This window comes from Rugamonas sp. GW822-FHT03B10 (assembly GCF_058801745.1).
On sequence record NZ_JBXANP010000007.1, the window covers coordinates 233,336 to 245,700 of the forward strand.

At 64.5% G+C, this 12,365-nt stretch carries 13 protein-coding genes; 9 read left to right on the plus strand and 4 right to left on the minus strand.

Translation table 11 applies throughout. From position 1 onward, the window contains the following. Nucleotides 1–10 precede the first annotated feature (10 nt). From nirD to AC1RQG_RS14135, 3 genes are read left to right on the plus strand one after another with little or no spacing between them, the layout of a single operon-like run. Nucleotides 11–358 (plus strand): nitrite reductase small subunit NirD, encoded by a 348-nt coding sequence (gene nirD / locus AC1RQG_RS14125; RefSeq protein WP_493132345.1) that lies wholly within the window; start codon nucleotides 11–13, stop codon nucleotides 356–358. Next, nucleotides 355–1,566 (plus strand): NAD(P)/FAD-dependent oxidoreductase, encoded by a 1,212-nt coding sequence (locus AC1RQG_RS14130; RefSeq protein ID WP_493132347.1) that lies wholly within the window; start codon nucleotides 355–357, stop codon nucleotides 1,564–1,566. The genes nirD and AC1RQG_RS14130 overlap by 4 nt, the downstream gene beginning before the upstream one ends. A gap of 28 nt (nucleotides 1,567–1,594) precedes the next feature. Continuing rightward, complete coding sequence (locus AC1RQG_RS14135; protein WP_493132349.1) at nucleotides 1,595–4,321, plus strand: molybdopterin-dependent oxidoreductase; 2,727 nt, start codon at nucleotides 1,595–1,597, stop codon at nucleotides 4,319–4,321. A 12-nt stretch (nucleotides 4,322–4,333) separates the two neighbouring features. Here AC1RQG_RS14135 and AC1RQG_RS14140 read toward each other — a convergent pair whose 3' ends face one another. The 3 genes from AC1RQG_RS14140 to AC1RQG_RS14150 are packed head-to-tail and all read right to left on the minus strand — an operon-like array spanning nucleotide 4,334 to nucleotide 5,327. Beyond that, nucleotides 4,334–4,636 (minus strand): type II toxin-antitoxin system RelE/ParE family toxin, encoded by a 303-nt coding sequence (locus AC1RQG_RS14140; protein WP_493132351.1) that lies wholly within the window; start codon nucleotides 4,634–4,636, stop codon nucleotides 4,334–4,336. Nucleotides 4,637–4,638: 2 nt separating this feature from the next. Next, nucleotides 4,639–4,926: a CopG family ribbon-helix-helix protein gene (locus AC1RQG_RS14145; protein WP_493132353.1), complete on the minus strand. Its 288-nt coding sequence runs from the start codon at nucleotides 4,924–4,926 to the stop codon at nucleotides 4,639–4,641. Between the two features lie 44 nt (nucleotides 4,927–4,970). Beyond that, on the minus strand, nucleotides 4,971–5,327 hold the full coding sequence (locus tag AC1RQG_RS14150; RefSeq protein ID WP_493132355.1) for a hypothetical protein: 357 nt from the start codon (nucleotides 5,325–5,327) through the stop codon (nucleotides 4,971–4,973). 217 nt (nucleotides 5,328–5,544) lie between these two features. On the opposite strand from AC1RQG_RS14150, the gene AC1RQG_RS14155 reads away from it, so the two are divergent. From AC1RQG_RS14155 to AC1RQG_RS14180, 6 genes are all read left to right on the plus strand, one after another. After that, entirely contained in the window at nucleotides 5,545–6,915 is a 1,371-nt protein-coding gene (locus AC1RQG_RS14155; RefSeq protein ID WP_493132357.1) for a glutamine synthetase family protein, read from the plus strand. Nucleotides 6,916–7,021: 106 nt separating this feature from the next. After that, nucleotides 7,022–8,170 carry an ABC transporter ATP-binding protein gene (locus tag AC1RQG_RS14160; protein ID WP_493132358.1) on the plus strand — a complete coding sequence of 383 codons (1,149 nt, stop codon included), beginning with the start codon at nucleotides 7,022–7,024 and terminating at the stop codon, nucleotides 8,168–8,170. A gap of 14 nt (nucleotides 8,171–8,184) precedes the next feature. After that, nucleotides 8,185–9,111: an ABC transporter permease subunit gene (locus AC1RQG_RS14165; RefSeq protein WP_493132359.1), complete on the plus strand. Its 927-nt coding sequence runs from the start codon at nucleotides 8,185–8,187 to the stop codon at nucleotides 9,109–9,111. Continuing rightward, a complete protein-coding gene (locus AC1RQG_RS14170) occupies nucleotides 9,108–9,953 on the plus strand; it encodes an ABC transporter permease subunit (protein ID WP_493132361.1) in 846 nt (281 codons plus the stop codon). The genes AC1RQG_RS14165 and AC1RQG_RS14170 overlap by 4 nt, the downstream gene beginning before the upstream one ends. A gap of 89 nt (nucleotides 9,954–10,042) precedes the next feature. After that, the gene (locus tag AC1RQG_RS14175; protein WP_493132363.1) at nucleotides 10,043–10,471 is read left to right on the plus strand and encodes a hypothetical protein; all 429 of its coding nucleotides are present in this window, start codon (nucleotides 10,043–10,045) and stop codon (nucleotides 10,469–10,471) included. Further along, a complete protein-coding gene (locus AC1RQG_RS14180; protein ID WP_493132365.1) occupies nucleotides 10,468–10,671 on the plus strand; it encodes a hypothetical protein in 204 nt (67 codons plus the stop codon). The genes AC1RQG_RS14175 and AC1RQG_RS14180 overlap by 4 nt, the downstream gene beginning before the upstream one ends. Nucleotides 10,672–10,685: 14 nt before the next feature. On the opposite strand, the gene gabD is transcribed toward AC1RQG_RS14180, so the two are convergent. Further along, nucleotides 10,686–12,140, minus strand: coding sequence for an NADP-dependent succinate-semialdehyde dehydrogenase (gene gabD / locus AC1RQG_RS14185; protein ID WP_493132367.1), 1,455 nt, complete (start codon nucleotides 12,138–12,140; stop codon nucleotides 10,686–10,688). Nucleotides 12,141–12,365: the final 225 nt, after the last annotated feature.

A 12,365-nucleotide genomic window follows, 5' to 3' on the forward strand; every position in this document is an offset into this window, starting at 1 on the left:
GGAGAACACCATGCACCGCGACATTCAAACCGATAACTGGATTTCCGTTTGCGCGCTCGACGAGATCGTGCCCAACACCGGCGTCTGCGCCCTGCTCAACGACACGCAGATCGCCGTGTTCCATGTGGAGGACAACGGCCCGCGCGTGTTCGCCATCGAGAACTACGACCCCAACTCGCAGGCCGCCGTGCTCTCGCGCGGCCTGGTGGGCAGCCTGGGCGAACGCATCGTGGTGGCCTCGCCCATCTACAAGCAGCACTTCGATCTGCAGACGGGCGAATGCCTGGAATCGCCCGAGCACTCGGTGATCACGTATCCGGCCCGGGTCGAAGGCGGGAAGGTCTGGGTCGGGTTATGAAACCGGCGCTGGTTGTCATCGGCAACGGCATGGCGGGCATGCGCACCGTGGAGGAGCTGCACAAGCTGGCGCCCGACATGTACGACATCACCGTGTTCGGCGCCGAGCCGCACGGTAACTACAACCGCATCCTGCTGTCGCCCGTGTTGGCCGGCGAAAAGAGCATCGACGACATCATGCTGCACACGCGCCAGTGGTACGTCGAGCACGGCATCACGCTGCACGCGGGCGACCCGGTGGTGCACATCGACCGCCGCAAGCGCGTGGTGCGCGCCGCCTCCGGGCGGGAGGTGCGCTACGACCGGCTGCTGCTGGCCACCGGCTCCAAGCCCTTCATCATTCCCGTGCCGGGCCACGACCTGCCGGGCGTGATCGCGTTCCGCGACATCCAGGACGTGGAAACCATGCTGGAGGCGGCGCGCAACCATCGCCACGCCGTGGTGATCGGCGGCGGCCTGCTGGGTCTGGAGGCGGCCAACGGCCTGCTGCGCCAGGGCATGACGGTGACGGTGGTGCACGTGACGGACGCGCTGATGAACCAGCAGCTCGACAAGCCGGCCGCCCAGCTGCTGCAAAAGGCGTTGGAGGTGAAGGGCCTGCGATTCATTCTGAGCGCCCAGACCGAGGCCATCGTCGGCCCGGACCGGGTGACGGCCGTGCGCTTCAAGGATGGCAGCGAAATCCCCGCCGACCTGGTGGTGATGACGGCCGGTGTGCGCCCCAACATCGAACTGGCCAAGGCCTCCGGGCTGCACTGCGAACGGGCCATCGTGGTGGACGACACACTGCAGACCTACGATCCGCGCGTGTACGCCGTGGGCGAATGCGTGCAGCACCGCAGCGCCACCTTTGGCCTGGTGGCGCCGATCTGGGAACAGGCGCGCGTGTGCGGCGCCCACCTGGCCGGCGCCGGCCACCGCCGCTATGTGCAGCAAACCTCGCCCACCCGCCTCAAGGTGACGGGCGTGGACCTGTACTCGGTCGGTGATTTCATCGGCGGCGAAGGCAGCGAAGATCTGGTGCTGCGCGACGCCAAGCGCGGCGTCTACAAGCGCCTCGTATTGAAGGACAACCGCATCGCCGGGGCTGTGCTCTACGGCGACGTGCAAGACGGGCCGTGGTACTTCGGCCTGATCCAGAAAGGCACCGACATCGGGCCTATCCGCCATCATCTGCTGTTCGGCGAAGCGCTGTGCGCCGCCGCCTGAACTGGCAACGCCTGAACTGGAAAGCATCGTGAACCTGTCACTCGAACCCCTCTCGGTCCGCACCACCTGCGCTTATTGCGGCGTGGGCTGCGGCGTCAAGGCCACGCCCAAGGGCGATGGCGGCATCGACATCGCCGGCGACACCAGCCATCCCGCCAACTTCGGCAAACTGTGCGTCAAGGGCTCGGCCCTGGGCGAGACGCTGGGACTGGAGGGCCGCCTGTTGCACCCGCAAGTGCGCGAAGATGGCGCGCTGCGCCGCGTGTCGTGGGATGCGGCGCTGGACCGGGTGGCCGGGCAGTGGCAGGACATCATCGCCGAACACGGGCCGGACGCGGTGGCGTTCTACGTGTCGGGTCAGCTACTGACGGAGGACTACTACGTCGCCAACAAGCTGATGAAAGGTTACGTGGGCAGCGCCAATATCGACACCAACTCGCGCCTGTGCATGTCGTCGGCCGTGGCCGGCCACAAGCGCGCCTTCGGCGAAGACCTGGTGCCGGTCAGCTATGAGGATCTGGAACTGGCCGACATGGTGGTGCTGGTGGGCTCCAACACGGCCTGGTGCCATCCCATCCTGTTCCAGCGCATCGCGCGCATCAAGGAAACCCGCCCGCATGTGAAATTGGTGGTGATCGACCCGCGCCGCACGGCCACCTGCGAGCTGGCCGACCTGCACCTGTCGGTCAAACAGGGCACGGACGTGTGGCTGTTCAACGGCTTGCTCAGCTACCTGGCCCGCATCGGCGCGGTGGACGCCGATTTCGTCGCGCGCCACACCAACGGCATGGCCGAAGCGGTGGCGGCGGCCGACGTCGATTGCGCCGACCCGGCCGCTGTGGCCCGCAAGTGCCGCATCGAACTGCCGGTGCTGATGGAGTTCTACGAATCGTTCGCGGCCACCGCCAAGGTGGTGACGGCGTTCTCGATGGGCGTGAACCAGTCCTCGGCCGGTACGGACAAGGTCAACAGCATCATCAACTGCCACCTGATCGGCGGCCGCATCGGCCAGCCCGGCATGGGGCCGTTCTCGATCACGGGCCAGCCCAACGCCATGGGTGGGCGCGAAGTGGGCGGACTGGCCAACATGCTTGCCGCCCACATGGACCTGGAGCGCGGTGAGCATCGCGAACTGGTGCAGACGTTCTGGGAATCGCCGCGCATGGCCGACAAGGCTGGCCTGAAGGCGGTGGACCTGTTCCGCGCCATCGAGGACGGCAAGGTCAAGGCCGTGTGGATCATCGCCACCAATCCGCTGGTCAGCCTGCCGGACGCCGACCAGGCCCGCCGCGCGCTGGAGAAGTGCGAGTTGGTGGTGGCCACCGACATCATGCAGAACACCGACACCAACGCCTGCGCCCACGTGCTGCTACCGGCGCTGGGCTGGGGCGAAAAGGACGGCACCGTCACCAATTCCGAGCGCCGCATCTCGCGCCAGCGCGTCTTCCTGCCGGCGCCGGGCGAGGCGCTGCCGGACTGGCAGATCCTTTGCCGCTTCGCCCAGCGCATGGGCTACACCGGTTTCGACTTCAACAGCGCGCATGAAATCTTCGACGAGCACGCGCGCCTGAGCAGCTACCGCAACACGGCCGACGACGTGCCGCGCGCGTTCGACATCGGCGCGCTGGCCGGGCTGGGCCAGCAGGGCTACGATGCGCTGGAACCGGTGCAGTGGCCAGTGACGCGGCTCGATTCCGGTGAGCTGCTGGGCCAGTCCCGCCTGTTCGGCGATGGCCAATTCGCCCATGCGGACGGCAAGGCGCGTTTCATCGCCGTCGCGCCGCGCCTGCCCGTCAATACGATTTGCGAAGACTATCCGCTGGCGCTCAACACGGGCCGCGTGCGCGACCACTGGCACACCATGACGCGCACCGGCAAGGCGCCCAAGCTGGCCGACCACATCGCCGAATCGTTCGTCGACATGCACCCGCAGGACGCGCTGCTGCATGGCGTGCGCGCCGGCGAGCTGGCGCGCATCAGCACCGCCTGGGGCTCGATGGTGGCGCGCGTGCAGCACGGCGGCGGCATCGCGCGCGGCAGCGTGTTCATCCCCATCCACTGGAACGGCCAGACGGCGTCCGACGCGCGCGTGGGGGCGCTGGTGAACCCCGAGGTCGATCCCGTGTCGGGCGAACCGGAATTCAAGCACACGCCGGTGCGGGTGGAGCAGTTCCGCCTGAACTGGCACGGCTTCATTTTGAGCCGCAGCGAATTGAACCTCGACAGCGTGGCCCACTGGACCCGCATCCAGGGCCGCGACTTCGCCCGCTACGAACTGGCCGGCCGCCAGAACATCGCCGATTTCGCCAGCTGGGCGCGCGACCTGCTGGGCGTGCAGGGCGAGCAGGCCGACTGGCTCGAATACGAAGACCGCAGCGCCGGCGTGTACCGCGCCGTGCACCTGGTGGACGACCGTATCGACCAATGCATCTTCCTGTCGCCGCGCCAGGACATGCCCTCTCGCGCGTGGCTGGCCGGCCTGTTTTCAAAGCCGCAGTTGAGTGAGATCGACCGCGTGGGCCTGCTGGTGGGCCAGCCGGTGGAGAAGGGCGCCGACACCGGGCCGACCGTGTGCTCGTGCTTCGGTGTGGGCCGCAACACGATCTGCGGCGCCATCGTGCAGCAGGATTTGCAGACGGTGGCGCAGGTGACGGCCTGCCTGAAGGCGGGCGGCAACTGCGGCTCCTGCGTCCCGGAGATCAAGAAGCTGCTGGTGGAAACGCGGGTGGCGGTGGCGGAGGAACGGGCGGCCTGAGGACGAATATCGTCAGGGCGCGTGCCGCGCGTAGCCAGCTTCACGTTGGCTGCGCACGGCCAGGACGAACACCGTGTCAACCGCGTCCAGGTAGTGGTAGAGGGCAAGGTAGCCTTGTCCTTTTCGACCTATCACCAATTCGCGCTTGCCGTTGGCAACTGCTCTGCCGATCAGCGGATTGTGAGCCAGCACGTCGATGGCATGCATGATTTCCACAATCCGCACGGGGCCGTCGGCGATCTGGTGCCGCTCCAGATACGCAAGGATGCGGCTGAAGTCTTCGAAAATTTCAGGTGCAAGCTCGACTTGCGCCACGTTTAGCCAGGTTTCTTCTTTGCCGTGGGGGGCGTTGCCGGCCGGCCCGCTACGCGATCTTCAAGATAGCGTCGCATATCGGCCCACGGTATGGTTTCGCCTGTGGCGGCGATCCGAGCGAAGCGGGCGTCGGCCTCGGTGTCCATGTCGGCCCGTCGTTCTTCCAGCTCGGCCTTTTCCGTGATGGCTTCCAGTATCAAGCTATGGGTGGTTTTGCCGGTGCGCTCGGCGGCGCTGGCGATCCGCGCCTTCAGCTCCTTTGGTAAGCGGATCGTGGTCGTAGTGGACATGGGAGTCTCCGTTAGAGGGACAAATGTAGCACACTCCCTGAGTGCTATACGGGCCAGCGAGACTTCAGTCTCAAATTGGCACCAGCCTTTGCCCCGGAGAATACGAGGATTGCAAAGGCAGCCAGGAACGGCAGCCCCATTAAAGCAAATCCGTAGGTCACGACAACGACTGGTGACCACAGTATCAATAGGCCGAAAAATGCGCCTATACCTATGGTTTTATGCCTGGCGCGTTGTATAAAAAATCCCTGAATCAGTCCTATTGCCAACGCCGACAACACAATAGCCACCAGCCTTACAATTCCAGAGAAATTTTCAAGGCCCGCGTAGTTAGCAAAGGCAACGACGAGGGTAATAGCGGCGCTGGATGTTCCTATGAGTCCGGTCGTGACTTTGCTCATCAATACCTTCCACCAAAAAACATTCTAAGTCTCCCTACTAAGCGTTGTGGAAATGTCATCATAACAGTTTGCATTTGTTAAACACGCTCAGATTCTCACGCAGTTGAATTGGGCGATTCGTGGCTTTGGCAGTCGTACGCACTTTCCTGAAATCGGGCTTTTTGAAATATGGTAAATTAGCTCATCGATCGCCAGATCATGCCTGTCGAGAGCACACATGCCTATCCGCGACAATTTCACTGATGCCGACATGGATCAGTGGCTCAACGATAAACGCGTCACCGAAATCGAATGTCTGGTGCCCGACCTGACGGGCGTGGCGCGCGGGAAGATCCTGCCGCGCGCCAAATTCACGCAGGACCGTGGCATGCGCATCCCCGAGGCCGTGCTGGGCATGACGGTGACGGGCAACTACCCGACCGAGGACGCCGCCTACGACCGCGCCATCTCCAGCACCGACCGCGACATGATCTTGCGGGCCGACCCCACCACCATCACCACCGTGCCATGGGCCACCGACCCCACGGCGCAGGTGATCCACGACTGCTATTTTTCCGACGGCCGCCTGGTCGACTTCGCGCCGCGCTCCGTGCTGCGCCGCGTGCTCAAGCTGTACGCGGACCGTGGCTGGAAGCCCGTGGTGGCGCCGGAACTGGAGTTCTACCTGACCGAGCAGAACATCGACCCCGACCTGCCGCTCAAGGCCCCCGTGGGCCGCAGCGGCCGCGCCGAAACGTCGCGCCAGGTCTACAGCATCGACGCCGTCAACGAATTCGATCCGCTGTTCGAGGACATCTACGACTACTGCGACATGATGAACCTGGACGTGGACACCCTGATCCACGAGGTGGGCGCCGGCCAGATGGGCCTGAACTTCCAGCACGGCGACGCGCTGGCGCTGGCCGACAAGGTGTTCTACTTCAAACGCACCTTGCGCGAGGCCGCCCTCAAGCACAAGATGTACGCCACCTTCATGGCCAAGCCCATGGGCGGCGAGCCCGGTTCGGCCATGCACGTGCACCAGAGCGTGGCCGACGCGGCCACCTGCCGCAACATCTTCAGCGATCCCGATGGCGCGCCGTCCACGCTGTTCCGCCACTACATCGGCGGCCTGCAGCGCTACACGCCGGCCTGCATGGCCATCATGGCCCCGTATGTGAATTCCTACCGCCGCATCGTGCGCCACACGGCCGCCCCCATCAACGTCCAGTGGGGCATGGACAACCGCACGGTGGGCTTCCGCGTGCCCGTCTCCGGCGTGCAGGAGCGGCGCGTGGAGAACCGCATCATCGGCGCGGACGCCAATCCCTACCTGGCGATGGCCGTCACGCTGGCCTGCGGCTACCTGGGCATGATCGAGCAGATCGAGCCGACGCCGATGACGGTCGACAGCGCCCACAACCACCCGCTGGAGCTGCCCCAGGGCCTGCCCGAGGCGCTGCAGCGGCTGCGCGCCGAGGAGCGCCTGCGCGACGTGCTGGGCGAGCGTTTCATCGACGTCTACGCGGCCATCAAGGAGCTCGAACACCGCGAGTTCATGACCGTCATCAGCCCGTGGGAGCGCGAGCATTTGTTGTTGCATGTCTGATTCCCCATCCCCCGCGCTCCATCTATAATCACGGGTTGTCCACAACGGCGGCCCGCGACCGGCCTGCCATACGCTGTCTCTCTTATAAATTTTATATTTTGACACTATGACCATAGACCGACCTGCCGCCGCCACAGGCGAATCCGGCCAGCCTTTTCTGTTGATCCGCAACCTGGTCAAGGAATTCGATGGCGTGAGGGCCGTCAACGATGTGTCGGTCGCCATCGACAAGGGTGAGATCTTCGCGCTGCTGGGCAGCTCCGGCTGCGGCAAATCGACGTTGCTGCGCATGCTGGCCGGTTTCGAGACGCCCACCTCGGGCCGGATCGAACTGGCCGGCAAGGACATCATCAACGTGCCGCCCTACGAGCGCCCGATCAACATGATGTTCCAGTCCTACGCGCTGTTCCCGCACCTGACCGTGTGGGACAACATCGCCTTCGGCCTGCGCCGCGACGGCCTGCCCAAGGACGAGGTGGCGCAGCGCGTGGACCAGATGCTGGACCTGGTGCAGCTGAAGGCCTACGGCAAGCGCAAGCCGCACCAGCTGTCGGGCGGCCAGCAGCAGCGCGTGGCGCTGGCGCGCAGCCTGGCCAAGCGGCCGCAGTTGCTGCTGCTGGATGAGCCGCTCGGCGCACTGGACAAGAAACTGCGCGAGCGCACGCAGATGGAACTGGCCAACATCATCGAGCAAGTCGGCGTGACGTGCGTGATGGTCACGCACGACCAGGATGAAGCCATGAGCATGGCGACCCGCATCGCCGTCATGAGCGAGGGTCGCATCCTCCAGGTGGGCAAGCCGGACGAGATTTACGAGACACCCAATTGCCGCTTCGTGGCCGACTTCATCGGCAGCGTCAACCTGTTCGACGGCCGCGTGGCCGACGACCATCCCGACCACGTCATCATCGACACGCCGGAGTGCCGGCACTACGTCACCCATGGCATCACGGGCACGGACAACATGCCCGTGTCGGTGGCCGTGCGGCCGGAGAAGATGGGGCTGCAATCGGAGGCGCCCACCCGCGAACAGCGTGCCCACCCCAACGAAGATGGTTACAACTGCGTGCAGGGCACGATCACGGCCATCGCTTACTTCGGCAACGAGACGCGCTACCACGTGAAGCTCGACAGCGGCATGGAGGTGAAAGTGTCGCGCACCAACGCGGCCCGCCATGACGACACCGCCCTGCGCCGCGACCAGCGCGTGTACGTGTGGTGGGATGGCGCCGACGTCGTCGTGCTGACCAGCTGAAGCGGAGTGTGGCCATGACTACCTTGTTCAACAAGCTGCTGCATCTGCTCACGCTGCGCTGGATCACGGGCCGCCGCCTGGTGATCGCCGTGCCGTTCTTCTGGCTGGTGTGCGCCTTCCTGGTGCCGTTCCTGATCGTGATGCGCATCAGCTTCACGGAACCGGACGCCGCCAATCCGTTCGGCACGCTGATGACGCTGGTGGACGGCGTGATCACGTTCAAGCTCAAAATCTCGAACTACCTGTTCATCGCGCAGGACGATTTGTACGCGCTGACCTATCTCAGCTCGATCAAGTTCGCCGCCATCACCACGGCCCTGTGCCTGCTGATCGGCTACCCGTTCGCCTACTTCATGGCGCGCGCCAAGCCGACCGTGCGGCCGGTGCTGATGATGATGGTGATGCTGCCGTTCTGGACCTCGTTCCTGCTGCGCATCTACGCGTGGAAGGGCATCCTGGCCAACAACGGCATCTTGAATCACTTCCTGCTCAGCGTGGGCGCCATCACCGAGCCGCTGCACCTGATGAACACGCAGTTCTCGCTCATCATCGGCATGGTGTACGCCTACCTGCCGTTCATGATCCTGCCGCTGTACGCCAACCTGGTGAAGATGGACGTGCGTTTCCTGGAGGCGGCGGCCGACCTGGGCGCCACGCCCATGCAGACGTTCTGGCGCATCACGGTGCCGTTGTCGAAGTCCGGCATCATCGCCGGCTCCATGCTGGTGTTCATCCCGGCCGTGGGCGAATACGTGATCCCCGAGCTGCTGGGCGGGCCGGAGACGCTGATGATCGGCCACGTGCTGTGGGACGAATTCTTCACCAACAACGACTGGCCGATGGCCTCGTCCGTGACGGTGGTGGTGATCCTGCTGATCCTGGTGCCGATGGCGATCTTCAACAAGTACAAGGCGGAACAACAGATGGCGGGGCGCGCATGAACGGACGGAATTTCATCCAACGCTGGTTCGGGCGCGGCTGGCTGTCGCTGGGCTACCTGTTCCTGTATCTGCCCATCGTGGTGCTGGTGGTGTTCTCGTTTAACAGCTCGCGCCAGGACATGGTGTGGAGCGGCTTCTCCACCAAGTGGTACGGCGAATTGATGAACGACACGGAGATCATCTCCGGCTTCGGCCTGTCGCTGCGGATCGCCGTGCTCACCGCGTTCGCCTCCGTCACCCTCGGCACCTTCGCCGCGTTCGTGATGAACCGCTACCAGCGCTTCCACGGTCGCACGCTGTTCACCGGCATGGTGAGCGCGCCGCTGGTGATGCCGGAGGTGATCATCGGCCTGTCGCTGCTGCTGATGCTGGTGTCGGTGCAGAAGGTGTTCGGCTACCCGGACCGGGGCATGATGACGATCTGGCTGGGCCACACGTTGCTGGGCATGGCCTACGCGGCCGTGGTGGTGCAGTCGCGGCTGCAGGAGATGAGCAAGTCGCTGGAGGAGGCGGCCATGGACCTGGGCTGCAAACCGCACCAGGTGTTCTTCCTGGTCACGCTGCCCAACATCACGCAGGCGCTGGGATCGGCGTGGCTGCTCACGTTCACGCTGTCGCTGGACGACGTGGTGTTGTCGGCCTTCCTGTCCGGCCCCGGTTCCTCGACCATGCCGATCGTGATCTTTTCGCGCGCCCGCCTGGGCCTCGATCCGCGCGTGAACGCCGTGGCGGCGCTGACCATCCTCGTGGTGTCGGTGGCCGTGGTCGCGTCCAGCCTCTGGATGGCGCGCATGGAGCGGCAGCGCCAGAAGCAGGTGGCGGCCGCCGCCAAGGCGGAATAGACGTTCCTGCTGATTTACCCGCTTGCCAATGAACTCGAGGCGGCCTACACTCGGACGGCATAGGGTGGCGCTGCAAGCGGGAGGTCGAAGTGAAAAACAGGCACATTCAAGCCAGCGATAGTTTGTCAGATGAGCCTGTGGTTCAGCTGGAACGTTCGGATATGACCACCAGGTTAGCCGAGCTTGCCGCCTTGCAGGATGGATGGCTGGACGGCGCCGGGACTGCGCCCAACAGTGAACAATTGCGGCGATTCGCCACCGCTTTTGATCAGTATTTCCCCGCAGATTTATTGTTGCCCCATCTATATCCAACCGCCGAAGGCGGGCTTCAGGCTGAATGGAGCGTCGGCAACTGGGAAGTCAGCCTGGAGATGAACCTCGCCTCCATGACGGGTGAGTATCAGGCCTACAACTCTCATACCGGGCAAATTGCAGAATGCACAATGGCGCTGCAACTGCAGCCAGATTGGAAGGAACTTGAACGGCAACTGCGCGTCATTGGCGCGATATCGGAATGAGGCCGCAGACCTTGCTGCTGCGCCAGATTCATCCGGCGTTCGTTCAGCAGGGCAGGGTATCGTCGCAATCGTTTCGGCCCACGCCCAAAGATAAAAACAGGCTTTCGGTCTATGACGGCGACCGGATTTCAAAGAAGGCCAAGCTACTTTCTGCCTTCGCGCGCTCGCGTGGTTGGGTATATCAGGCGCCGGCCATTTGAAGGCCGGCAATTGTTTAAATCCCGCCCATGCAGATGTACTTGATGACCAGGTAGTCCTCGATGCCGTACTTGGAGCCTTCGCGCCCCAGGCCCGACTGCTTGACCCCGCCGAACGGCGCGATCTCGTTCGAGATCAGTCCCGTGTTCACCCCCACCATGCCGCTCTCCAGCCCTTCGGCCACGCGCCAGATGCGGCCGATGTCGCGCGAATAGAAGTAGGCGGCCAGACCGAATTCCGTGTCGTTGGCCATGGCCAGCACTTCCTCGTCCGTCCTGAAGCGGAACAGCGGCGCCAGCGGGCCGAAGGTTTCCTCCTTCGCCACCAGCATGTCCGGCGTCACGTCCGCGATCACGGTGGGCTGGAAGAAGCTGTGGCCGAGCGCGTGGCGCTGGCCGCCCGTCAGCAGTCGCCCACCTTTGGCCAGCGCGTCGGCCACGTGCTCTTCTACCTTGACCACGGCCTTCTCCTCGATCAGCGGTCCTTGCGTCACGCCCTGCTCAGCGCCGTTGCCGACTTTGAGCTTGGCCACCGCCGCCACCAGCTTTTCGGCGAACGCGTCGTAGATCCCGTCCTGCACGTACAGGCGGTTGGCGCACACGCAGGTCTGCCCCGCGTTGCGGTACTTGGAGGCGATGGCCCCTTCCACGGCCGCATCCAGATCTGCGTCGTCGAACACGATGAACGGCGCGTTGCCGCCCAGTTCCAGCGACAGCTTCTTGATGGTGGGCGCGCATTGCTGCATCAGCAGGCGGCCCACGGCCGTGGAGCCGGTGAAGCTCAGTTTGCGCACCACGGGATTGCTCGTCATCTCGCCGCCGATGGCGCGCGCGTCGCCCGTCAGCACGCTGAACACGCCGGCCGGCATGCCGGCCCGCTCGGCCAGCACGGCCAGCGCCAGCGCCGAGAACGGCGTGAGCTCGGCCGGCTTGACGATGATGGGGCAGCCGGCCGCCAGCGCCGGGCCCACCTTGCGCGTGATCATGGCCGACGGGAAGTTCCACGGCGTGATGGCGGCGCACACGCCGATCGGTTCCTTGGTGACGACGATGCGCCGGTCCGGCCATGGCGACTGCATGGTGTCACCGCTGACCCGCTTTCCTTCCTCCGCGAACCATTCGATGAACGACGCGGCGTAGCCGATCTCGCCCTTCGCTTCGGCCAGCGGCTTGCCCTGTTCGGTGGTCATGATCAGGGCCAGGTCGTCGGCGTGCTCCAGCATCAGGTCGTGCCATTTGCGCAGCACGGCGGCCCGTTCCTTGGCCGTCTTCTTGCGCCACGCGGGCCAGGCGCGGTTGGCCGCATCGATGGCGCGCGCCGTCTCGGCCGCGCCCATGTGGGGGATGGTGCCGACCGTCTGTCCGGTGGCCGGGTTGACGACGTTGACGGTGGCGCCGTCGTCCGCGTCGCACCATTCGCCGTTGATGAAGCATTGCTGGCGCAGCAGCGCCGGATCTTTCAGAGTAAGCATGGCAGCCTTTCAGTGTTGGGCGGCGTCGCGCGCCCGGCTGATTGCATTCTACCGCGCCCATCGCGCCCGGTTGGTGCACCGGTGTACGGTGCGACATCCCGCGCCGCGCACCGCGCGCCGTTGATTTGCCGGTGCTATGATTGATAAAAATGCATGAAAACGACAGCGAAACGGAGAAATTTTCACCGGGCATCCGTAAGACAGGGCACAACGGGTATGATTTGA

Bases quoted from the DNA above. Each gene is read 5' to 3' on its own strand.
- AC1RQG_RS14170 (WP_493132361.1), top strand. From the start codon at position 9,108: ATGAACGGACGGAATTTCATCCAACGCTGGTTCGGGCGCGGCTGGCTG.
- AC1RQG_RS14160 (WP_493132358.1), top strand. From the start codon at position 7,022: ATGACCATAGACCGACCTGCCGCCGCCACAGGCGAATCCGGCCAGCCT.
- AC1RQG_RS14150 (WP_493132355.1), bottom strand. From the start codon at position 5,327: ATGAGCAAAGTCACGACCGGACTCATAGGAACATCCAGCGCCGCTATT.
- AC1RQG_RS14145 (WP_493132353.1), bottom strand. From the start codon at position 4,926: ATGTCCACTACGACCACGATCCGCTTACCAAAGGAGCTGAAGGCGCGG.
- gabD (WP_493132367.1), bottom strand. From the start codon at position 12,140: ATGCTTACTCTGAAAGATCCGGCGCTGCTGCGCCAGCAATGCTTCATC.
- AC1RQG_RS14130 (WP_493132347.1), top strand. From the start codon at position 355: ATGAAACCGGCGCTGGTTGTCATCGGCAACGGCATGGCGGGCATGCGC.
- nirD (WP_493132345.1), top strand. From the start codon at position 11: ATGCACCGCGACATTCAAACCGATAACTGGATTTCCGTTTGCGCGCTC.
- AC1RQG_RS14180 (WP_493132365.1), top strand. From the start codon at position 10,468: ATGAGGCCGCAGACCTTGCTGCTGCGCCAGATTCATCCGGCGTTCGTT.
- AC1RQG_RS14165 (WP_493132359.1), top strand. From the start codon at position 8,185: ATGACTACCTTGTTCAACAAGCTGCTGCATCTGCTCACGCTGCGCTGG.
- AC1RQG_RS14155 (WP_493132357.1), top strand. From the start codon at position 5,545: ATGCCTATCCGCGACAATTTCACTGATGCCGACATGGATCAGTGGCTC.